The sequence below is a fragment of the Clostridium estertheticum genome (genome assembly GCF_018861295.1).
In the GTDB taxonomy this organism is placed as follows: domain Bacteria; phylum Bacillota; class Clostridia; order Clostridiales; family Clostridiaceae; genus Clostridium_AD; species Clostridium_AD estertheticum_D.
The window spans coordinates 71678-92516 of the sequence record NZ_JAHLDM010000008.1 but is presented as its reverse complement, the minus strand read 5'-3'; the positions used below and the strand labels follow the sequence as shown (position 1 = coordinate 92516).

Genomic DNA, 20839 nt, shown 5'->3' with positions numbered 1-20839 from the left:
TTATGAGTTTAGAAGTAGATATTATAAAAAAACTACAGGGATTTGAACTTAAAGTTAAATTTAAGGCTGATAATTATACATTAGGGCTTTTAGGATCGTCTGGGTCAGGCAAAAGCATGACGTTAAGATGCATTGCGGGAATTGAAACACCAGATACAGGACGAATAGTGTTAAATGACCGTGTGTTGTTTGATTCAGAAAAAAAAACAAATATGCCAATACGAGAAAGAAAAGTTGGCTTTCTTTTTCAAAATTATGCTCTTTTTCCTAATATGACAGTAGAAGAAAATATTGGTTTCGGGCTTGTTAAAAAGATTTCTAAAGTTGAGAGAACTAAGAAAATTAGTAAGAAAATTATGGACTTACAGCTTAATGGAATGGAAAAAAGATATCCATATCAATTGTCAGGAGGGCAACAACAAAGAGTTGCACTTGCAAGGGCTCTTGTTGTAGATCCTGAAATATTACTTCTTGATGAACCATTTTCAGCATTAGATGAGCACCTTAGGAATAACATGATTATTAGGCTAAAGGAGGATCTTAAGGAATTTAAGGGAACTTCAATTTTTGTTACACATAACATGGAAGAAGCTTATCAATTATGCAATAATATAATAATAATAGAAGGAGGAAAGATTGATGCGGTTGGTCATAAGGACGTTATATTTAATAATCCACCAACGATTTATTCTGCTAAATTAACAGGTTGTAAAAATATTTCAAAGGCTAGGAAAGTTGAACCTAATATAATAGAAGCTGTTGATTGGGGATGCAGAATTACATTTAACTATGAAATAGAAGGTGATATAACATACATAGGAATTAGGGCTCATTATTTAGAAATTTGTGAAGAAAATGAAGTTATTAATACTTTTAATTGTTGGGTTGTTTTTACTAGTGAGGCTTTATTTAGAATAAAAGTATATCTTAAATTTAGTAAGCCTATAGTAGGTGAAAAAGATTATAATATAATGTGGGATATTTCTAAGGAAGAGTGGGATTTAATTAAACAAAAACCACTTCCATTAAAAATAAGAATTAACCCGGATAAAGTTATAAGAATGAAGTAAAACTAGCAGTAAGGGACTGTCTCAAAATAGAAATTTCTATTTTGAGACAGTCCCTTTTTTATTTTCTAAATTTAAAGGAGATCCGATATAAGGTCTTCTTTTGCATAAATTATGTATCTCTTAATTATAATCATAAAAGAGATTGCACTTCAATGTGCTAAACGGTGCAAAACTGTATGAATATAGTATTGTAATAAGCAAATCAACGTAAAATATTAGACTTATTTTTACAAAACATTAATAAAATGAAATTTTTATTATAAAATAATTCAATTGTGGCCACTTATATAATCACATATATAATTGAAAAAATTTAATAATGTATATGTATAAAAGTAAAAAATAACGTAAAGCCTAGTTAAACCAATAATGTAAGCCGGTTTATTAAAAGAGATAGTAGCTAAAAGTATTGTGATGCAATATTTAAAATTGTAAGAAAAAAGATATAATAAATAAATAATACTTGCATTATCTTATAAACGATATTATAATATAAACAATATACAAATTGGAAATGTTAGATACAAATTGAACCATATTCGAACAAACTAAATTAACTTAGAATTATTTTGCAGTACATAAAGTGAAATATTTAAAAGCGTTTCATATTTATATAAAAAATATTTATTTAAAAGGAGGAGTATAACAATGAGACAGATAGCAATTTATGGTAAAGGTGGTATTGGAAAATCTACTACCACTCAAAATCTAACAGCGGGTCTTGCGCAAATGGGAAAACAAATTATGGTAGTTGGTTGTGATCCAAAAGCAGATTCAACAAGACTTTTATTAGGTGGTCTTGCACAGAAAAGTGTTCTTGATACATTAAGAGAGGAAGGAGAAGATGTAGATCTTGATTCGATATTAAAAGATGGATTTGGGAATATAAGATGTGTTGAATCAGGTGGGCCTGAACCAGGTGTTGGTTGCGCCGGACGTGGAATTATAACTTCAATTAATATGCTTGAAAGTCTTGGTGCATATACTCCTGATTTAGATTATGTATTTTATGATGTTTTAGGTGATGTTGTTTGTGGGGGATTTGCAATGCCAATGCGTGAAGGAAAGGCTCAAGAAATATATATAGTTGCAAGTGGCGAAATGATGGCGCTATATGCAGCAAATAATATTGCAAAAGGAGTACTCAAATACGCGAACAGTAGTGGAATAAGACTTGGTGGAATAATTTGTAATAGTAGAAATGTTGATAAGGAAATAGATCTTTTAAAAGCATTTGCAGAGGAACTAGGAAGTCAGTTAATATATTTTGTACCAAGAGATAACATGGTTCAAAGAGCTGAAATACACAAACAAACTGTAATAGAATTTGATCCAGAGGCAAATCAAGCGCAAGAGTATAGACAGCTTGCTAAAGCAATTGATGAGAATAAGATGTTTGTTATTCCCAAACCGATGGCTCAGGAGAGATTAGAAGAAATACTAATGGAACATGGGTTAATGGATATCTAATATTATACAACTAAACTAAACTTGTCATAGCAATGGTAATATATTTAAAAAATGTCCGTGTTTATTTTCGTAAATATAGGAGGAATTAATATGAAAATGATAAGAGCTATAATACGTCCTGAAGCCTTTGATGGTGTTGCTTATGGCCTTTCAGAAGCTGGATTTGTTTCATTAACAAAAATTAATGTATTTGGTCGTGGGAAACAAAAAGGGATAACAATTGGAGAAACGCATTATGATGAGCTTCCTAAAATTATGATTATGCTAGTTGTAGAAGATGAGGATGTAGAAGAAGTTATTAAACTTATTAAATATAAATCATACACAGGAAATTATGGAGATGGAAAAATATTTATAGTTCCTGTGGAAGATGCCTATACGGTGCGAACTGGCGTCAAAGGATTATAAGGGGGTGCAAATATGAAAGAAATATTTACAATCATCCGTCCAAAGAAAGTGGGACAAACTAAAGATGCTCTTGAAAAGCTTGGGTTCGTAGGGCTAACTGCAAATTCAGTCCTTGGGCGTGGTAATCAGAGAGGTATTGCTGGCGAACTTAGTTGTGATATTAGACCAAATGAAATAGCTAAGGGCAAGCAAGGAGGCATGCAGTATATACCCAAACGACTTTTGTCAATAGTAGTTAGTGATGCCGATGTAGAAATTGTGATCCAAACAATCATTGAGGCAAACAATACGGGACAGATAGGGGACGGGAAGATATTCGTTTGTCCGGTGGATAATGGCGTGCGGATAAGTACAAACGAAGAAGGCGATAAAGCTGTTCTTTGATATAAAAACAACAAGGAGGAATGAAATATGCCAAATCATTTGTTTAAATGTAGTGAATGTATTCCTGAAAGAGAAAAACATGTAGTTATAAAAGGAAAAGGCGAGGATTTGACGTCATGCCTTCCTTTGGGATATCTCAACACAATTCCAGGGTCACTTTCGGAACGTGGATGTGCATACTGCGGAGCTAAACATGTTATCGGTACACCAATGAAGGATGTTCTGCATATGAGTCATGGACCAATTGGGTGTACTTATGATACTTGGCAAACTAAACGTTATTTAAGCGATAATGATAACTTTCAAATTAAATATACTTTTGCCACAGATGTAAAAGAAAAGAATATTGTATTTGGAGCTGAAAAGCTACTGAAAAATAATATTATTGAGGCATTTAAGGCATTTCCTAAGATAAAAAGGATGACTCTCTACTCTACTTGCTCTACAGCACTTATAGGAGACGATATAGATGCTATTGCTAAAGAAGTAATGGATGAAATGCCCGATGTTGATATATTTGTTTGTAATTCTCCAGGATTTGCTGGGCCTAGTCAATCAGCAGGACATCACAAAATTAATATAGCATGGATAGATCAGAAGGTTGGAACATTTGAACCTAAAATAACCAGTGATTATGTCATTAATTATGTAGGAGAGTATAACATTCAAGGTGATCAAGAAGTTATGGTTGATTATTTTAAGAGAATGGGTATTCAAGTTCTTTCAACTTTTACTGGTAATGGATCTTATGATGACCTTAGAGCTATGGATAAGGCACAGTTAAATGTACTTGAGTGTGCAAGGTCCGCTGAGTATATATGTAATGAACTAAGGAAAAGATATGGAACTCCAAGGCTTGATATTGATGGGTTTGGATTTGAACCAATGACCACAACACTAAAAAAGATTGGTTTATTCTTTGGGATTGAAGATAGAGCAGAGGTGATTATTGATGAACAAACTGCCAGATGGAAGCCAGAACTTGATTGGTATAAAGAACGCCTTAGAGGAAAGAAAGTATGTTTATGGCCGGGCGGATCTAAACTTTGGCATTGGGCAAATATACTTCATACAGAAATGGGAATGGAGGTTGTCTCAGTGTATTCAAAATTCGGTCATCAGGGAGATTTTGAAAAAGGTATTGCTAGATGTGGAGAAAGCGCTATGGCAATTGATGATCCAAACGAACTAGAGTGCATGGAAGCGATGCTTACATTAAAACCAGATATAGTTTTAACTGGAAAAAGACCAGGTGAGGTTGCTAAAAAAATTAGAGTCCCATACATTAATGTACATGCTTATCATAATGGTCCATATAAGGGATACGAGGGATGGGTAAGACTTGCACGTGATATGTATAATGCGATATATTCACCAATTCATCAGCTTGCTTTGATAGATATAAGTAAAGATGAAACACCTATGGATGCAGCATTTATGACACCAAATATGATATCATCAGTGGATTTAAGTGAGGAGGTAAAAGCTTCGCAGTACCTCAGGGAATATAGCGGGGAGTACGATATTATCACACCACTTCGTAATAAGGTATATCCAAGTTACCCGGTAAAACCGGTTATAGCGAAGTAAACTGAGTAAAGGAGGAGATATTGTGGAAGATAAAATAGAACAACTTGTGGATTATATAATGAAAAATTGTCTATGGCAGTTTAATTCCCGGGCTTGGGATAGAAAGAATCAAAATGAGAATATAATTGAAAAAGCTACTCAATTGTTGTGTGATGAGCCTGTGGATATGGGAACACCTGCGGATAGATGTTACTGGGTCGAGGCTCAACTTCTTTCAGATAACTATAAACGATTATTTCCATGGATTGTTACAATGGAAAAACCTAAGATTAAGATACTCATGCAGGGATTTAAGGATCGTGTTGATTATTTAACCATTACAGCGTCGCGTAATACAGAAATTAATGACAAACTATATTAAATAAGGGGTGATATTATGTCTTGTGAATTAAAACAAAAGGAACGTGCTGGCATTATCAACCCAATATTTACATGCCAGCCTTGTGGAGCTCAGTATGCCAGCATAGGAGTAAAAGATTGTATCGGAATAGTTCATGGAGGACAAGGATGCGTTATGTTTGTTAGGCTTCTGTTTTCACAACATTTCAAGGAGAGCTTTGAGATTGCATCTTCATCACTACATGAGGATGGTGCGGTATTTGGTGCACTAAATCGTGTTGAAGAAGCAGTAGATGTTCTTTTGATGAGGTATCCACATGTGAAAGTCATACCAATCATTACAACATGTTCAACAGAGATTATTGGTGATGATATAGATGGGGTTATTACGAAATTAAATAAAGGACTTTTAAAAGAAAAATATGCTGGGAGAGAAGTTCATCTTGTCCCAATGCATACACCAAGTTTTAAGGGAAGTATGATAAGCGGATACGATGTGGCAGTAGAGGAGTTTATAAAAGCTTTTGCCAAAAAAGAAGATGTGTCTAATGAAAAATTAAATCTTATTACTGGATGGGTAAATCCGGGAGATGTTACAGCACTTAAGCATCTCTTGTCAGAAATGGAAGTAGATGCAACTGTACTTTTTGAAATTGAAAGTTTTGATTCTCCGTTAATGCCAGATGGAAACGCTACTTCCCATGGAAATACTACAATTGCAGATTTAACTGGAACCGCAAATGCAATTGGAACTATTGCTCTTAATAGGTATGAGGGTGGAAAAGCAGCTGAATATCTTCAAAATGAATTTGGGGTTCCAATGATTCTTGGACCTACTCCTATTGGAATAAGGAATACGGATATATTTCTGCAAAATGTAAAGAAAATGACTGGTAAGTCAATTCCTAAGTCTTTAGTTGCTGAACGTGGAATTGCAATTGATGCACTTAGTGATATTACTCATATGTTTTTAGCGGGTAAGAAGGTAGCGATATACGGAAATCCAGACCTAGTTATCGGTCTTGCTGAATTTTGTCTTGATTTAGAAATGAAACCGGTACTGCTTTTACTTGGTGACGACAATAAGGGATATAAGAAAGATCTAAGAATTATGGCACTTAAGGAAAATGTTGATTATGACATGGAGATAATTACTAATGCAGATTTTTGGGAACTTGAAAACAGAATCAAGAACGAAGGACTTGAACTTGATCTTATTTTGGGACATTCTAAAGGTAGGTACATCGCTATTGACAACAATATCCCAATGCTACGAGTGGGTTTTCCGACTTATGATCGTGCAGGAATGTATCGTTATCCTGTAGTTGGTTATGCAGGTGCAATGTGGCTAGGAGAACAGATGGCCAACACAATATTTACTGATATGGAGTATAAGAAGAATAAGGAATGGGTATTGAATGTATGGTAAGACATATTTAATGAATTATATTTTTAAATGATTTTATAATATAAAAGTCATTACAAGTTATAGTTTAACGAAACCAAAGGACACTTCGAGAATGATTTCTCGAGGTGTCCTAATTATTAATTTTATAAAGAGGTGATTTATAAATGGAAAGCATAGCTAAGGGGATTGAAATTAGAACAGCAAATTACAATGACGAAATAGCTTGGAAGGCGATGTGGGCAGATTACAATTCATTTTATGGAGTTATTGTGCCTGAAAATATTACTGAATCAACCTGGGCACGAATAATTAATACATCAAGTTCCATATGCGCACTTATTGCTGTTGATAATGGTGAAATTATAGGTTTTGCTAATTATGTACTTCACGAATATACTTGGAGTGAGGGGCTTGCTTGCCTCATGGATGATTTGTTTGTTATACCAAAGAAAAGAGGAAGAGGCGCCTCGAAACTTATGATACAGAGACTTATTAACATAGGTTTGGAAAACAATTGGACTAGAGTTTATTGGATGACTCGCATAGGGAATACAACAGCTAGATCTGTTTATGATAAATTTTGCCGGGCGGATGGATTTGTAAGGTATACTATGCCTCTTGATGGAATCACTCCAACCGCTGGAAACAGTGAGTAAATATAAAAATTATAGGGGGTAAAATTATGGGCATGGAAATTGCAGTGTTTCTTGGTGAAAATGGTAAAACAATCTCTTTTAATCAAAGTGGGGTAACTAAGCTATATTTAAAGGAAAAATCAGAGTGGAAAGTAATAAAGGAAATCATTTTTGAAATTAACGATTTAATGAGCACGGAAACAATTCGTGATAATGTTAAAAATATGGCTGATGCTCTCGGCGAATGTAAGGTCTTTGTAGCGGGTGATGTTAAAGGGCTTCCATATACTATACTTGATAACATGGGTTTTAACCTTTTGAAGGTAGAAGGCACGCCTGAAGGTTTCTTAGAACTTGTATTAAAAGGTGAGGAAGAGAGAAAACTTAAAAAACAGAGAGCTGAGATTATACCAAGACCTTCGATAAATGGGAAGGAGGGGTATTATTTTATTGATATACAAGCAGAAATGGAAGATAATGAAAAATTAACATCTAAACAATTACTTTTGCCTTTCATTAATAATACTGAGTTTAAGAAACTTGAAATAATTTGTACACATGTTCCACTATGGTTTGGTGGTGAGTTTAGTAAACTAAATTTAAGTTCAGACATAGAAAAAATAAATGATGGAACAATGAGGGTAAAGGTTTATTCTCATAATATTAGTACTACTTTATAAGTAAAAAAAATAAACGGTCGCCTATAATTTATTGGCGACTGTTTTATAATAGACATATCTTTTTTTATATTCATCATATTTTATCTAATTCATCAATTATTTCTAGTTCTACTAAGTCTATATTTGTTTTTCCTATATATCCAAATTTAAGCTGATTAGTTCTTATAAAACTCATGGCTTTGTAATAGGTTGCGTGATTCATAAAGCCGGGATAGAAAAACACATAATCGCAATTGACTAAAACACTAGTATCAAAATTTTCACTAAAGCCGTGCAGCGTTCTAAGCTCTGGATATTTTTCTCTGAATTTTCTTCTCCAGTCTTTAGCACCACCTATGATAATAATATTAATATTTGATATGTAATCTGATAATGACTTTGTTTGTTCTAAGGGGATATAATCATTATTTATTTTGAAAACATATTCTCGTAAACCGTTTAATTCAGCTTTATATCTTTTCTCAGCTAATAACTGGTTTTCAAGATCAGTGATTCTATTTTGCATTTCCACAACTTGAGAATTATGTGTTTTATTTAATTTATTTATCTGACTATTTAGAGTTTCTTCAAATTTTGTATTTTGTTTCTTAGAAATAGTTAACTTATTTGACATATCTGTATTTGCAAGATTAACAATATTTAAATTGTTTTCTAAAAAGTTTATTTTAATAAGCAATGTTTCTTGATTATTTTCAAAATATAGGTTCTTAGATTTTTTATATTCATTAATTAATGATTTTATGAAAATACCATTTACAAGAACTTGAAGTATCACTTTAGAGTCCAAAGAAGTATATCCCATTTTAATATAGGATAATAATATTTCATCGATATTTAAAAAGTTCGAGTCTGAGAAGAGATGATTAACATCGAGTTTATTAATAATGAAAATATTCTCAAGAATTCCACCTGATTCTTCAATAATATTTACATTGCTGTTTAAAATATCTTTAAAACTATTTATTTTACCATACTCCCTTTTGAGTAATGATTTGATCTCTTGAAGCTCGTTTTTATGTACTTCTAATTCCTTCGTTATGTCTCTTGTCATGGGGTCGCAAAACTCAAACGTTTTTATATCATTAATAATTGATTTAAAAAACCCTTGATCAACTTCGTTTGCATTGCGATATATACCAAAATAAAAGTATATTGCTGCTTCAAGTCTTGCTTCTGTTTTCATTGTAACTTCATCCATTAGATGATATCTTTTAGTTAGCTCTCTTTTATCATACTTTTTAACTGCATTAAAGACTACTGAATAGTGTTTTCTAAGCAATTTAATTATAGTGCTTCTTAAGTTATAATCATTCTCCGCAATTAAAAGAATACCAAGTGCTTTTCTTCCTTCAATTTCTTGCTCAAGTGTACCTTGTGTCATAATAATATGTTTTGCACAGGAAGATTTTTTAACAACTTCATAATATTTAATTTTATCAAGAAGATATAATTTGTTAATATCTTTTTTCATGTTAGGATTTCTAATCATTGATATGCTTACGTTTGCTAATATGTAATTTTCAAGAACATTTTCAGGGACATTCCAAGTTTGACCTATCATTCTTGAAAAACTTCCGATGTTTAAATTTACTGAATTTGAATTATCTTTAATTAACTCCAATTATAGAATGCCTCCTTTACAATTTTGAATTTTTTCTATAGCTTTATTAATTGCACTATTTGGTATATAATTAAGATGAATTGTGTTAAACATAATGAGACTGTATATAGAAATATTATAATGCTAATATTAAGATAAATCAATAATATAGTAATTATTTTTGGAAAGTCGAAGGGAGAATTGTTTATTATGGAAGCAAACTCAGGATTAACAACTCAGGAAGTTGCACAAGTTTTAAATATTTCTAAAAATACAGTATATGAATTAATAAAAAGAGGAGAACTTTCTTCTTATAGAGTAGGTAGAAAGGTACGAATAGATGAAATTGATATTGAAAAGTACAAGAATAAAAGTAGAACTAATATTAAAACTTCATCAATTAATGTTGAACAAATTAATGTGGAAAAAATCAATAATCCAATTATAACTTCACTAAATACCAAAAAAGATTTGCTTGGTTCAAGTTATAAAAGTGATTTTATAATTTGTGGTCAAGATATTCTTTTGGATGTTTTAACTCGGCATTTAGAACAACATCCTAATGGACTTCAGGCGCTTAGACGTTATATAGGAAGTTACAATGGTCTAGTTGAATTATATAGAGGCAATATAAATATTGCTACAGCACATCTATGGGATGGTGATACTGGAGTTTACAATATCCCTTATGTACGTAGAATACTTCCGGGAGTACCTTGTATTATTATTCATTTAGTATGCCGTATGCAAGGTTTCTATGTTGCTAAAGGTAATCCTAAAAGCATAACTACGTGGAAGGATTTAACTAGATCTGATGTTTTAATGATTAATAGAGAAAGAGGTTGTGGAGTACGAGTTCTAATAGATGAAAAATTATGTAAACTTGGAATACCATGGCAGTCAATTAATGGGTATGAAAGCGAAGCATTATCACATTTAGCTGTTGCTAGTACTGTTGCACGTGGTGATGCAGATGTAGCTATAGGCAATGAAAAGGTTGCTCAGCAGGTTGAAAATATTCAATTTGTACCTATGCAAAAGGAAAGATATGATTTAATAATTAAGAAAGATGATATAAACAAACCCCCATTTCAAGCAATACTTGAAATTCTTAATTCAAAGGAATTTAAGGAAGAACTGCGAGGAATAGGTGGGTATGATTTGACTGATACTGGGAAAATAGTAGAACAACCATAATTATTGCCTTAGTAAAGTAATTAAACATAGAATACTAAAAGGGATATAGTATTAGTAAAACTAATACATATATCCCTTTTATTCTATAATAAAAACAGTTAAGACATTTTACTCTGTCATTAACATTACAGAAGAAGCTTTTATAACTGAAGTTACGTTTGAACCAACTTTTAAATCTAAATCATGTACTGCGGCTATTGATATAGAAGAAGTAACAAGGTTACCACTGCCAATATCAACAACGACGTATGCTGTAACTGCCCCTTCGTTAATAGATACAACTTTTCCTTTTAATTGATTTCTTGCGCTTAATGCCATAATTATTTATACCTCCCAAAAATTAAATTGTAGTTAATAGATACTGTACAATTATTAATTGATATTATTCCATTAAATTCTAAAATAGTCAACCTTTTTAATGGGAATTCATAATAGATATAGTTATTAAGTGAAGGAAAGTTGCAAAAAGGATTTAATTTCAGAAATGACATGAAGTTAGTTAAATAAAATCAGATTACAGAAGGGAAGTGCGGTAACGATTGCAAATTCAATCAATTCATATGGCAACGATATCATAATAAAAAATGGTGGATTTACAAGAATACTTATGCAAAACTTGCAAAAAAAGCTTGACTATATATCAAAAAGACAGTAATATAAATAAAAATAACTAATTAAAAAAGAGTGAAAATGAGTATATAAATTTAAACAAAATTCATTTGTTTCAAAATTCAAACAAAAAAATCTTTTATTTAAAACTAATATTTAAATCACTTAAAGTAAATATTATGGTTATGATAAGATTTCAAAAAAATCATTTAGAATAAAACATAAAGAAATACAGGCTTTTTATCTATAATAACATTAATATAAATGATTTTACGTGTTGAATATTCGCAATTTTCAGAATTGAATTGAATAATAACAAATTTCTCGAAAAATACAATATTTAAAATTCTGAAATAAAATAAATTATAACTTTATAAAACAGTCATTTATATTTTATAAAAGTCATAAACATATTAAAACTATTTTTAAACAAAATGACTTTTCAATATTCAAAAAAATCATTTTTAATTTGGTAAATACTTTACTTCAAATAAATTTGTGGTAAAGAATTATATATATGAGGAGGAGTTAATATGAGACAAGTAGCAATTTATGGAAAAGGTGGTATTGGAAAATCTACCACAACTCAAAATTTAACAGCAGGTCTTGCAGAAATGGGAAAACAAATCATGGTGGTTGGCTGTGATCCAAAAGCAGATTCAACTAGACTTCTTCTTGGTGGTCTTGCACAGAAAAGTGTTCTTGATACATTAAGAGAAGAAGGCGAGGAGGTAGATCTTGAATCAATATTAAAGCCTGGTTATAGAAATATAAGATGTGTTGAATCAGGTGGTCCTGAACCGGGTGTAGGTTGCGCAGGACGTGGAATCATTACTGCAATCAATATGTTAGAAAGTTTAGGTGCGTATACTCCAGATTTAGATTATGTATTTTATGATGTTTTAGGTGATGTTGTTTGTGGTGGATTTGCAATGCCAATGAGAGAAGGAAAAGCTCAAGAAATATATATAGTTGCAAGTGGTGAAATGATGGCACTATACGCAGCAAACAATATTGCAAAGGGCGTACTTAAATATGCTAACAGTTCAGGAATAAGACTTGGAGGAATAATTTGTAACAGTAGAAACGTAGATAAGGAAATAGATTTATTAAAAGCATTTGCAGAAGAACTTGGAAGTCAATTAATATATTTTGTGCCAAGAGACAACATGGTTCAAAGAGCTGAAATACACAAACAAACTGTAATAGAATTTGATCCAGAGGCAGGACAAGCGCAGGAATATAGACAACTTGCTAAAGCAATTGATGAAAATAAGATGTTTGTTATTCCAAAACCAATGTCTCAAGAAAGATTAGAAGAAATATTAATGGAACATGGGTTAATGGATATCTAATTATGAATATCTAATAAAAATAACAATTATAGATAGGGGGAATTAAACGATGATAATGATTAAAGCAGTAATTAGACCAGAAAAAGTAGGTATTGTTCTCTCCGAGTTATGTGATGCTGGTTTTCCAGCAGTTACAAAGATAGGTGTAGTTGGACGTGGTAAGCAAAGAGGAGTTAAGGTCGGAGATGTATATTATGACGAAATTCCAAAAGAAATGTTAATGCTAGTAGTTAGCGATAATGATAAAGATGATGTTATAAAAATTATAATTAGAAGTTCAAAAACTGGAGAAAAAGGTGCTTTTGGTGATGGAAAGATTTTCGTAAGTGATGTAGACGAAGTATATACCATAAGTTCTGGAAATTCTGGATTATAAGGAGGGCCAATAATATGAAGGAAATAACAGCTATCATTCGGATGGATATGGTTAATAAAACTAAAGAAGCTCTTCTTAAAATAGAAGTTCCTTCTATGACTGCAATAAGGGTTATGGGAAGAGGAAAGAAAAAAATAGCTTATGAATTATTTCAAAATGCATTTAGTGAGGATGAAGGACTACCTCCAATAATCGCTGAGCAATTGTCTGAGATGCACAGATTAATGCCAAAGAGAATGATAATACTAGTTGTAGAGGATAAAGATGTACAAAATACAGTAAAAACTATTATAGAAGTAAACCAAAATGGAAATCCAGGAAATGGGAAGATATTTGTAGCTACGATAAATGATGTGGTTACAGTAAGAACTGGAAAAACTGGAATAGAAGCTATTTAATTAAATAAAGCGAGGTGAAGTATATGAAAGAATTTATGGATAAAGTGCTTGAAAAATATCCTGCAAAAACATTTAAAAACAGAAAACAACACATAGTTATTAAAAAAGCGGAGGATGATTTATTAACAATTACAGCGAATACTAGAACGATTCCGGGGATGATAACAAGCAGGGGATGTTGTTATGCAGGCTGTAAGGGCGTTATACTCGGGCCAATAAAGGATATGGTTCATATAGTTCATGGACCTATAGGGTGTTCTTATTATACTTGGGGAACAAGGAGAAATAAGGCGAAAACTGAACCAGGAGGTCAAAACTATATAGAATATTGTTTTTCAACAGATATGCAAGAAAGCGATATTATATTTGGTGGTGAAAAGAAATTAAGACAAGCAATAAAAGAAGCAGTAGAGATATTCCATCCGACTGCCATAACAATTTCAGCTACATGCCCAGTAGGACTAATTGGTGATGATATAAATGCAGTAGCGGCTGAAGCAGAAAAGCTTTATGGAATTCAGGTTTTAGCTTTTAATTGTGAAGGATATAAAGGTGTAAGCCAGTCAGCTGGACATCATATCGCTAACAACAATTTAATGAGAAGTGTAATTGGTACAGGAACTAAAGCTCCTACTAAAAAACATTCTATAAATTTGTTAGGTGAGTATAATATTGGCGGAGATGGCTGGGAAGTTGAAAGAGTATTCAAAAAAATAGGTTATGAAGTAGTATGTGTAATGACTGGTGATGGTAGTTATGAGGACATAAAAAATGCTCATACAGCTGATGTTAATTTAGTTCAATGTCATAGATCTATAAATTATATAGCCGAAATGATGGAGACAAAATACGGAATACCTTGGATAAAAGTTAATTTTATAGGTGTTAGTGGAATTACTGAGACTTTAAGAAATGTAGCGCTTTATTTTGATGATAAAGATCTTATAGAAAAAACAGAAAAGGTAATTGCAGAGGAAATTGCTGCAATAGAAGGACAAATGCAATATTATAAAACAAGACTTGAAGGAAAAACAGCATTTTTATATGTTGGAGGTTCAAGGTCCCATCATTATCAAACGCTTCTTCATGACTTAGGTATTGAAACTGTAGTTTCAGGTTATGAATTTGCCCACAGAGATGATTATGAGGGTCGAGAAGTTATTCCTGATATAAAACTTGATGCAGATAGTAAGAACATTGAGCACTTAACAGTTGAAAAAGACGAAAAGAAATATAGAACTATTATATCTCCGCAGAGATATGAAAAACTCAAAAGGGAAATACCTTTAGCTAAGTATGACGGCCTTATAAAAGATATGAAGAAAGATGCTGTAATAATTGATGATTTAAACCATTTTGAAACAGAGCAATTAATTAAACATTTAAAACCTGACATGTTTTTCTCGGGAATTAAAGATAAGTATGTAGTGCAGAAAATGGGAGTAACATCTAAGCAATTACATTCCTATGATTATTCAGGACCATATGCTGGATTTAGAGGAGCAGTAGTTTTTGCAAGAGAACTTACCTCAGGAGTACACACTCCTGCTTGGAGATATGTTACCCCACCGTGGAAAGTAGAACCATTATTAGAAGGAAAAGTTATTGGAGGTGATGAGTAATGTTAGATTTAACTACGAAAGATGTCGTTGAAAGAAAAGCTTTAAGAATTAATCCTGCAAAAACTTGTCAACCTATTGGGGCTATGTATGCAGCACTTGGTGTTCATGCATGTTTACCTCATAGTCATGGGTCCCAAGGATGTTGTGCTTTTCATAGGATGCAACTTACGAGGCATTTCAAGGAACCAATAATGGCATCAACTAGTGCATTTACGGAAGGAGCATCAGTTTTTGGTGGAGGAGCAAATTTAAAAACTGCTATAAAAAATATATTTGAGCTTTATAAACCAGATATAATTGCAGTTCATACTACATGTTTATCAGAGACTATTGGTGATGATTGTAAAACAATGATTTTTCAAGCTGAGGGCGATATTCCAGAGGGTAAACATGTAATTCATGCTAGTACTCCAAGTTATGTAGGTTCACATATAACTGGATTCTCGAATATGGTAAAAGCTTTTGTTACTTATTTATCTGTTAATAGCGGAAAAGAAAATGGAAAAGTTAATCTTTTACCCGGATTTGTAGATCCAGGTGATATGAGAGAATTAAAAAGAATTCTTAATGTTATGGAAATTGATAATATTTTATTCCCAGATACAAGTGGAGTTTTAGATGCACCTATGACAGGTACTTTTGAAATGTATCCACTTGGTGGAACAACAGTTGATGAAATAATTGATGCTGGAAATTCAAAGCTATCAATAGCGCTTGGTTCATATTCTGCCGAGGCTGCTGGTATAGAACTAGAGAAAAAATGTAAAGTTCCAATGAAAACTTTAGCTACTCCTATTGGAATTGAAGCTACAGATAGATTGATTACAGAACTAGCTCTATTCTCAAATAAAGATGTTCCAAAATCTATAGAAGAAGAAAGAGGACAACTAGTTGATTTAATGTTAGATAGTCAAGCTTATTTTAATGGTAAAAAAGTAGCTATTTATGGAGATCCAGATATAGTTACAAGCTTAGCTGAATTTGTAATAAGTTTAGGTGCTATTCCAAAGTATGTAATTACAGGAACGCCAGGAGAGACTTTTGTAAAAGAGGTTAATGGTATGCTTGCTGCAAATGGTATAGAGGGATCTACAGTTAAGGCTGCAGCTGATTTATTTGAACTTCACCAATGGATGAAAAATGAGCCAGTAGATTTGTTAATGGGCAATACTCATGGTAAATTTATTGCAAGAGCAGAAGATGTTCCATTTGTAAGAGTTGGTTTCCCAATACTTGATAGATATGCACATCAGTATTTTCCAATAGTTGGATATAAGGGTGCTATTAGATTAATTGAAATGATGTCAAATGTAATATTAGATAAAATAGATAGAACTTGCCCTGAAGAAGATTTTGAATTAGTAATGTAACTTAATATTCGTGGAGGTGATTATATGAAAACAGAATTACTTAAAGAAAGAGAAGACTCAGTTTGTTATAACTCAAAAAACAAAGGAAAAAAGATGAAGTGTGATGGCAATAGCGTATCTGGATCTGTAAGCCAAAGGGCTTGTGTGTATGCTGGTGCAAGAGTTGTATTAAATCCGATAACAGATGCGTTTCATTTGGTTCATGGACCTATTGGGTGTGCTGCGTACACTTGGGATATAAGAGGAAGTCTAACGAGTGATTCTGAAAATTACAGAAATAGTTACTCCACGGATATAAGAGAAAAAGATGTTATATTTGGGGGAGAGAAAAAACTTGCTGCTGCTATCGATGAGATAGTAGTAGCACATTCCCCTAAAGTAATATTTGTATATTCAACTTGTATTGTGGGTGTAATTGGTGATGATATTGATGCAGTCTGTAGAATGGCAGAAAGCAAATATAATATTCGAGTTATTCCAGTTAAAGCACCTGGATTTTCAGGAAATAAATCAGTAGGATATAGAGCTGCTTGCAATGCAATATTAAATCTTATGGGTGAAAATAATGAGCCAAAGGTTTTGGGAATAAATATTTTAGGTGATTTTAATTTAGCTGGAGAAATGTGGATTATAAAGAATTATTTTAAAAGAATGGGTGTTAAAGTAGTTGCAAGAATCACGGGTGATAGCACAACTGATGAGATTAAAAAGGCACCAACAGCTAGTCTAAATATAGTACAGTGTGCAGGATCTATGCATTACCTTGCAAATCAAATGACTGAAAAATTTGGAATACCATATATTAATGTTAGTTTTTTAGGGCTTGCGGATATTAAAGCATCTTTAACAAATGTAGCGCAGTTAAGTAAGGACAAAGATATTATAAAAAGAACAAAAGAACTAATTGAAACTGAAGAGAAACAAATTGAAGAAACATTAGCTTATTACAAAAGGAGACTAATAGGCAAGAAGGTGGCTATATATGTAGGTGGTGGATTTAAAGCTATTTCACTTATTAAACAATTTAGAGAACTTGGAATGGAAACTGTTATGGTAGGTACTCAAACAGGTAAAGAAGAGGACTACGATATTATAAAAGAAATAACTAATGAGGGAACGGTAATTTTAGATGATACCAATCCAGCAGAACTTGAAAGATTTATACTTGAGAAAAATGCAGATATTTTAGTTGGAGGAGTTAAAGAAAGACCTTTGGCTTATAAACTTGGAATTGCATTTTGTGATCATAATCATGAAAGAAAACATGCATTAGCAGGCTTTGAAGGAGCTGTTAACTTTGCAAAGGAAGTAGATTTAACAATCAATAGTCCAGTTTGGAAACTTATATAAAATGGGAGGTGTTAATATGGAAAATAAAAATTCAGTGAATTTGAGTATTAATCCATGTAAGATGTGCATGCCACTTGGTGGTGTGATGGCACTTAAAGGAATTGAAGAAAGTATGGTAATTCTTCATGGATCTCAAGGGTGTAGCACATATATTAGGCGTCACATGGCAACTCATTATAATGAACCAATTGATATTGCATCGTCTTCACTTACTGAAGATGGAACAATTTACGGTGGTACAAAAAACTTAAAATTAGGACTGAAAAATATAATTAAATTATATAATCCCAAAATTATTGGCGTTCTAACAACTTGCCTTGCAGAAACTATTGGAGAGGATATTGGACGTATAATTATAGAATTTGGGGAAGAAAATCCTGAAACTAGTGATATTAAGATTATTCCAATATCAACACCTGCATATTCTGGTACCCAAGCTGAAGGCTATTATAAAACACTTAGAAGACTCGTCGAATATTTAAGCACGGGTGATATAAAAACCAAAAAAATCAATATAATTGCTGCAAATATAAATCCGGGAGACATAAGGTTATTAAAAAGTATTTTAGATCTCTTTAAGGTAGAATACACAATATTACCAGATGTATCAGAAACATTGGATGCAGGTTACAATAAAAAGTATAATAAAGTTCCCGAGGGTGGTACTAGTCTTCATGATATAGCTTTAATGGGAGGAGCTGCCGCAACTATAGAGATGGATTGTAGCGGGGAAATTGGATCTACTGCTGGGGATTATTTGTTTGAAACTTTTGGAGTTCCACTATTTAAATGTGCAATTCCAATAGGGTTAAAAGCAACGGATGTATTTATTAATTTAATATCACAAATCAGTGGAAAACCAGTGCCTAAGGTATTAGAAAAGCAGCGGAGTCGTTACCTTGATGGAATAATTGATTCACACAAATATAATGGGGAAGGACGAGCTATTATTTTTGGAGAACCGGAAATTGTGTATGCAGTTACATCATTATGTGTTGAAAATGGAATAACACCACTACTTATAGCCACTGGTTCTAAAAATAAAATTTTAAAAGGTAAATTAAAAGAACTTACAAAAGATCTTGATAATCAACCTATTATTATTGATGATACTGATTTTGAAATTATTGAAAAACATGCAAAAGAGCTTAAGGCGAATTTATTAATTGGTGATTCCAATGGAAGACGGATGGAGAAAAAATTAGGAATCAAATTAATAAGAATCGGATTCCCAATTCATGATAGAGTTGGTGCTCAAAGGGCAGTTAATGTGGGATATTATGGTTCACTAAGATTTTTAGATGAAATCACTAATTCTATATTAGAAAGAAAAGAAAGGGGCTATAGACAGGATATGTATGATAAATATTATGATAATGGAAAAGATGAAGATATGGCCAATGCTCAGTCGCAGGTTAAAAAGATAATTAGTATGGAGGAAAAAACAAAAAGTCACCCATGTTTTAATGGCTGCGCACATGATAATGCAAGGATACACATTCCAGTAGCTCCAAATTGTAATATAAGTTGTAATTATTGTAGTCGTAAATTTGATTGTGTAAATGAGAGTAGACCTGGAGTTACAAGCTCAATATTATCTCCAGTTCAGGCCCTGGAAAGATTCAAAGAATTTAAAGGTAAACTTAAAAATCTTACAGTTGTTGGGATAGCAGGTCCTGGAGACGCATTAGCAAATTTTGATGTAGTTAAAGAATCCATACAATTAATAAAGAAAGAAAGTCCTGATATAACATTTTGTTTATCTACTAATGGATTAATGTTACCTTTTTATGCAAATGAAATATTAGAACTTGGTGTTTCACATATTACTATTACTATAAACACAGTAGATCCAAAGATTGGAGTTAAGCTTTATAAGGAGATTAATTATCTTGGGGTGAAATATACAGGGATTGAGGGAGCAACTATATTACTTCAAAATCAGCTCTCAGGTCTTAGATATCTTACGTCGAAAGGTCTTGTTTGTAAGGTAAACATCGTTTATGTAAAAGGTGTAAATGATATTGGAATTGCGGATACTGTTAAAAAGGTTAAAGAATGTGGAGCATTTATGACAAATATTATGCCTATGATAAATGCACCAGGAAGTGTTTTTGAAGACATTAAAACAGTAAATAATGAAGAATTGCTCGCTATGAGAAAGAAGTGCGAAATAGATCTTAAACAAATGTATCATTGTAAACAGTGTAGAGCAGATGCAGTAGGAACTCTTGGAAATGATATATCGCAAACAGCAGGAGTGATAAAATCTTCTGCTACGGATGAAGTTAAACCTATTAGATTTGCAGTGGCATCTAAATCAGGGCTTAATGTGGATCAGCATTTTGGACATGCTACAGAGTTTTATATATATGATTTCGTAAATGGCGATGCTACATTTATTGAAAAAAGAAAGATTCCTAAGTTTTGTACAGGTGTAGAGGATTGTGATGATAGTCATGAAGATAAGATAGACTATATAATAAAAACAATTGATGATTGTTCTGGCGTTCTTGCTCTTAGAATTGGAGATATACCTAAACAAAAATTAGAAAAGAAAAATATAGCAGTATATCTATTATGTGATGAAATTAGAAATGGAATCAGAAAAATAGTAGGGGAGGCAGTATCATGATAAAACCAGAATTTCACGTTTTTGTCTGTACGAGTTCTAGAATAAATGGAACTCAAAAGGGATATTGTCATTCCAATGAATCCACTGAAATTGTAACAAATTTTATAGAAGCTATTGAGGAAAATGATATTAGTGATAAAGTAATGGTAACTAATACAGGATGCCTTGGATTATGTAATGAGGGGCCAATAGTTATTGTATATCCAGAAGGCACCTGGTATGGAAAAGTAACACCAGACGATGTGGATGAAATTGTGCAGTCACATTTGATAAATGGAGATGTAGTAAAAAGACTAGAAATATGATAAAAAATTAAATTATTTTATACGAGAGGAGTGTTATT

The 20839-nt window shown here is 32.3% G+C and carries 20 protein-coding genes; 18 read left to right on the top strand and 2 right to left on the bottom strand.

Annotated elements, in window-relative coordinates; all coding sequences use genetic code 11:
- Positions 1–2 precede the first annotated feature (2 nt).
- From KPL54_RS10150 to anfO, 9 genes are all read left to right on the top strand, one after another.
- Positions 3–1070: a sulfate/molybdate ABC transporter ATP-binding protein gene (locus KPL54_RS10150; RefSeq protein ID WP_216106466.1), complete on the top strand. Its 1068-nt coding sequence runs from the start codon at positions 3–5 to the stop codon at positions 1068–1070.
- 648 nt (positions 1071–1718) lie between these two features.
- Positions 1719–2540 carry a nitrogenase iron protein gene (gene nifH, locus KPL54_RS10145; protein WP_216106465.1) on the top strand — a complete coding sequence of 274 codons (822 nt, stop codon included), beginning with the start codon at positions 1719–1721 and terminating at the stop codon, positions 2538–2540.
- 90 nt (positions 2541–2630) lie between these two features.
- Positions 2631–2948, top strand: coding sequence for a P-II family nitrogen regulator (locus KPL54_RS10140; RefSeq protein ID WP_216106464.1), 318 nt, complete (start codon positions 2631–2633; stop codon positions 2946–2948).
- A 12-nt stretch (positions 2949–2960) separates the two neighbouring features.
- Positions 2961–3332 carry a P-II family nitrogen regulator gene (locus KPL54_RS10135; protein WP_216106463.1) on the top strand — a complete coding sequence of 124 codons (372 nt, stop codon included), beginning with the start codon at positions 2961–2963 and terminating at the stop codon, positions 3330–3332.
- Positions 3333–3359: 27 nt separating this feature from the next.
- Complete coding sequence (gene anfD, locus KPL54_RS10130; protein WP_216106462.1) at positions 3360–4922, top strand: nitrogenase iron-iron protein, alpha chain; 1563 nt, start codon at positions 3360–3362, stop codon at positions 4920–4922.
- 22 nt (positions 4923–4944) lie between these two features.
- The gene (gene anfG, locus KPL54_RS10125) at positions 4945–5283 is read left to right on the top strand and encodes a Fe-only nitrogenase subunit delta (protein ID WP_309245376.1); all 339 of its coding nucleotides are present in this window, start codon (positions 4945–4947) and stop codon (positions 5281–5283) included.
- 15 nt (positions 5284–5298) lie between these two features.
- Complete coding sequence (gene anfK, locus KPL54_RS10120) at positions 5299–6690, top strand: Fe-only nitrogenase subunit beta (RefSeq protein ID WP_216106461.1); 1392 nt, start codon at positions 5299–5301, stop codon at positions 6688–6690.
- 143 nt (positions 6691–6833) lie between these two features.
- The gene (locus KPL54_RS10115; protein WP_216106460.1) at positions 6834–7325 is read left to right on the top strand and encodes a GNAT family N-acetyltransferase; all 492 of its coding nucleotides are present in this window, start codon (positions 6834–6836) and stop codon (positions 7323–7325) included.
- Between the two features lie 26 nt (positions 7326–7351).
- The gene (gene anfO, locus KPL54_RS10110; RefSeq protein WP_216106459.1) at positions 7352–7984 is read left to right on the top strand and encodes a Fe-only nitrogenase accessory protein AnfO; all 633 of its coding nucleotides are present in this window, start codon (positions 7352–7354) and stop codon (positions 7982–7984) included.
- A 73-nt stretch (positions 7985–8057) separates the two neighbouring features.
- Here anfO and KPL54_RS10105 read toward each other — a convergent pair whose 3' ends face one another.
- A complete protein-coding gene (locus KPL54_RS10105; RefSeq protein WP_253203421.1) occupies positions 8058–9605 on the bottom strand; it encodes a hypothetical protein in 1548 nt (515 codons plus the stop codon).
- A gap of 189 nt (positions 9606–9794) precedes the next feature.
- On the opposite strand from KPL54_RS10105, the gene KPL54_RS10100 reads away from it, so the two are divergent.
- A complete protein-coding gene (locus KPL54_RS10100) occupies positions 9795–10781 on the top strand; it encodes a substrate-binding domain-containing protein (protein WP_216106458.1) in 987 nt (328 codons plus the stop codon).
- Between the two features lie 108 nt (positions 10782–10889).
- Here the strand turns inward: KPL54_RS10100 and KPL54_RS10095 are convergent, their stop codons facing one another.
- The gene (locus KPL54_RS10095; RefSeq protein WP_171295489.1) at positions 10890–11099 is read right to left on the bottom strand and encodes a TOBE domain-containing protein; all 210 of its coding nucleotides are present in this window, start codon (positions 11097–11099) and stop codon (positions 10890–10892) included.
- Positions 11100–11923: 824 nt separating this feature from the next.
- Between KPL54_RS10095 and nifH (KPL54_RS10090) the strand changes: the two genes are divergently transcribed.
- From nifH (KPL54_RS10090) to KPL54_RS10055, 8 genes are read left to right on the top strand one after another with little or no spacing between them, the layout of a single operon-like run.
- Positions 11924–12745: a nitrogenase iron protein gene (gene nifH / locus KPL54_RS10090; protein ID WP_216106457.1), complete on the top strand. Its 822-nt coding sequence runs from the start codon at positions 11924–11926 to the stop codon at positions 12743–12745.
- 49 nt (positions 12746–12794) lie between these two features.
- Entirely contained in the window at positions 12795–13121 is a 327-nt protein-coding gene (locus KPL54_RS10085; protein WP_071611989.1) for a P-II family nitrogen regulator, read from the top strand.
- Positions 13122–13135: 14 nt separating this feature from the next.
- A complete protein-coding gene (locus KPL54_RS10080) occupies positions 13136–13519 on the top strand; it encodes a P-II family nitrogen regulator (RefSeq protein ID WP_216106456.1) in 384 nt (127 codons plus the stop codon).
- Between the two features lie 23 nt (positions 13520–13542).
- Positions 13543–15141, top strand: a complete 1599-nt coding sequence (gene nifD / locus KPL54_RS10075; RefSeq protein ID WP_216106455.1) for a nitrogenase molybdenum-iron protein alpha chain — start codon at positions 13543–13545, stop codon at positions 15139–15141.
- Positions 15141–16511 (top strand): nitrogenase molybdenum-iron protein subunit beta, encoded by a 1371-nt coding sequence (gene nifK, locus KPL54_RS10070; RefSeq protein WP_216106454.1) that lies wholly within the window; start codon positions 15141–15143, stop codon positions 16509–16511. Before nifD ends, nifK begins: the two co-directional genes overlap by 1 nt.
- Positions 16512–16535: 24 nt before the next feature.
- The gene (gene nifE, locus KPL54_RS10065) at positions 16536–17861 is read left to right on the top strand and encodes a nitrogenase iron-molybdenum cofactor biosynthesis protein NifE (protein WP_216106453.1); all 1326 of its coding nucleotides are present in this window, start codon (positions 16536–16538) and stop codon (positions 17859–17861) included.
- 16 nt (positions 17862–17877) lie between these two features.
- Positions 17878–20496 (top strand): nitrogenase cofactor biosynthesis protein NifB, encoded by a 2619-nt coding sequence (gene nifB, locus KPL54_RS10060; protein WP_216106452.1) that lies wholly within the window; start codon positions 17878–17880, stop codon positions 20494–20496.
- Complete coding sequence (locus KPL54_RS10055; RefSeq protein ID WP_216106451.1) at positions 20493–20801, top strand: 2Fe-2S ferredoxin; 309 nt, start codon at positions 20493–20495, stop codon at positions 20799–20801. The genes nifB and KPL54_RS10055 overlap by 4 nt, the downstream gene beginning before the upstream one ends.
- Positions 20802–20839 lie beyond the last annotated feature (38 nt).

Excerpts from the sequence above, each read along its gene's own strand:
- KPL54_RS10085 (WP_071611989.1), top strand. The coding sequence starts at position 12,795 with ATGATAATGATTAAAGCAGTAATTAGACCAGAAAAAGTAGGTATTGTT.
- nifH (WP_216106465.1), top strand. The coding sequence starts at position 1,719 with ATGAGACAGATAGCAATTTATGGTAAAGGTGGTATTGGAAAATCTACT.
- nifK (WP_216106454.1), top strand. The coding sequence starts at position 15,141 with ATGTTAGATTTAACTACGAAAGATGTCGTTGAAAGAAAAGCTTTAAGA.
- KPL54_RS10100 (WP_216106458.1), top strand. The coding sequence starts at position 9,795 with ATGGAAGCAAACTCAGGATTAACAACTCAGGAAGTTGCACAAGTTTTA.
- KPL54_RS10140 (WP_216106464.1), top strand. The coding sequence starts at position 2,631 with ATGAAAATGATAAGAGCTATAATACGTCCTGAAGCCTTTGATGGTGTT.
- anfO (WP_216106459.1), top strand. The coding sequence starts at position 7,352 with ATGGGCATGGAAATTGCAGTGTTTCTTGGTGAAAATGGTAAAACAATC.
- KPL54_RS10135 (WP_216106463.1), top strand. The coding sequence starts at position 2,961 with ATGAAAGAAATATTTACAATCATCCGTCCAAAGAAAGTGGGACAAACT.
- KPL54_RS10095 (WP_171295489.1), bottom strand. The coding sequence starts at position 11,099 with ATGGCATTAAGCGCAAGAAATCAATTAAAAGGAAAAGTTGTATCTATT.
- KPL54_RS10055 (WP_216106451.1), top strand. The coding sequence starts at position 20,493 with ATGATAAAACCAGAATTTCACGTTTTTGTCTGTACGAGTTCTAGAATA.
- nifE (WP_216106453.1), top strand. The coding sequence starts at position 16,536 with ATGAAAACAGAATTACTTAAAGAAAGAGAAGACTCAGTTTGTTATAAC.
- KPL54_RS10150 (WP_216106466.1), top strand. The coding sequence starts at position 3 with ATGAGTTTAGAAGTAGATATTATAAAAAAACTACAGGGATTTGAACTT.
- anfK (WP_216106461.1), top strand. The coding sequence starts at position 5,299 with ATGTCTTGTGAATTAAAACAAAAGGAACGTGCTGGCATTATCAACCCA.
- nifB (WP_216106452.1), top strand. The coding sequence starts at position 17,878 with ATGGAAAATAAAAATTCAGTGAATTTGAGTATTAATCCATGTAAGATG.
- KPL54_RS10080 (WP_216106456.1), top strand. The coding sequence starts at position 13,136 with ATGAAGGAAATAACAGCTATCATTCGGATGGATATGGTTAATAAAACT.
- nifH (WP_216106457.1), top strand. The coding sequence starts at position 11,924 with ATGAGACAAGTAGCAATTTATGGAAAAGGTGGTATTGGAAAATCTACC.
- nifD (WP_216106455.1), top strand. The coding sequence starts at position 13,543 with ATGAAAGAATTTATGGATAAAGTGCTTGAAAAATATCCTGCAAAAACA.
- anfD (WP_216106462.1), top strand. The coding sequence starts at position 3,360 with ATGCCAAATCATTTGTTTAAATGTAGTGAATGTATTCCTGAAAGAGAA.
- KPL54_RS10115 (WP_216106460.1), top strand. The coding sequence starts at position 6,834 with ATGGAAAGCATAGCTAAGGGGATTGAAATTAGAACAGCAAATTACAAT.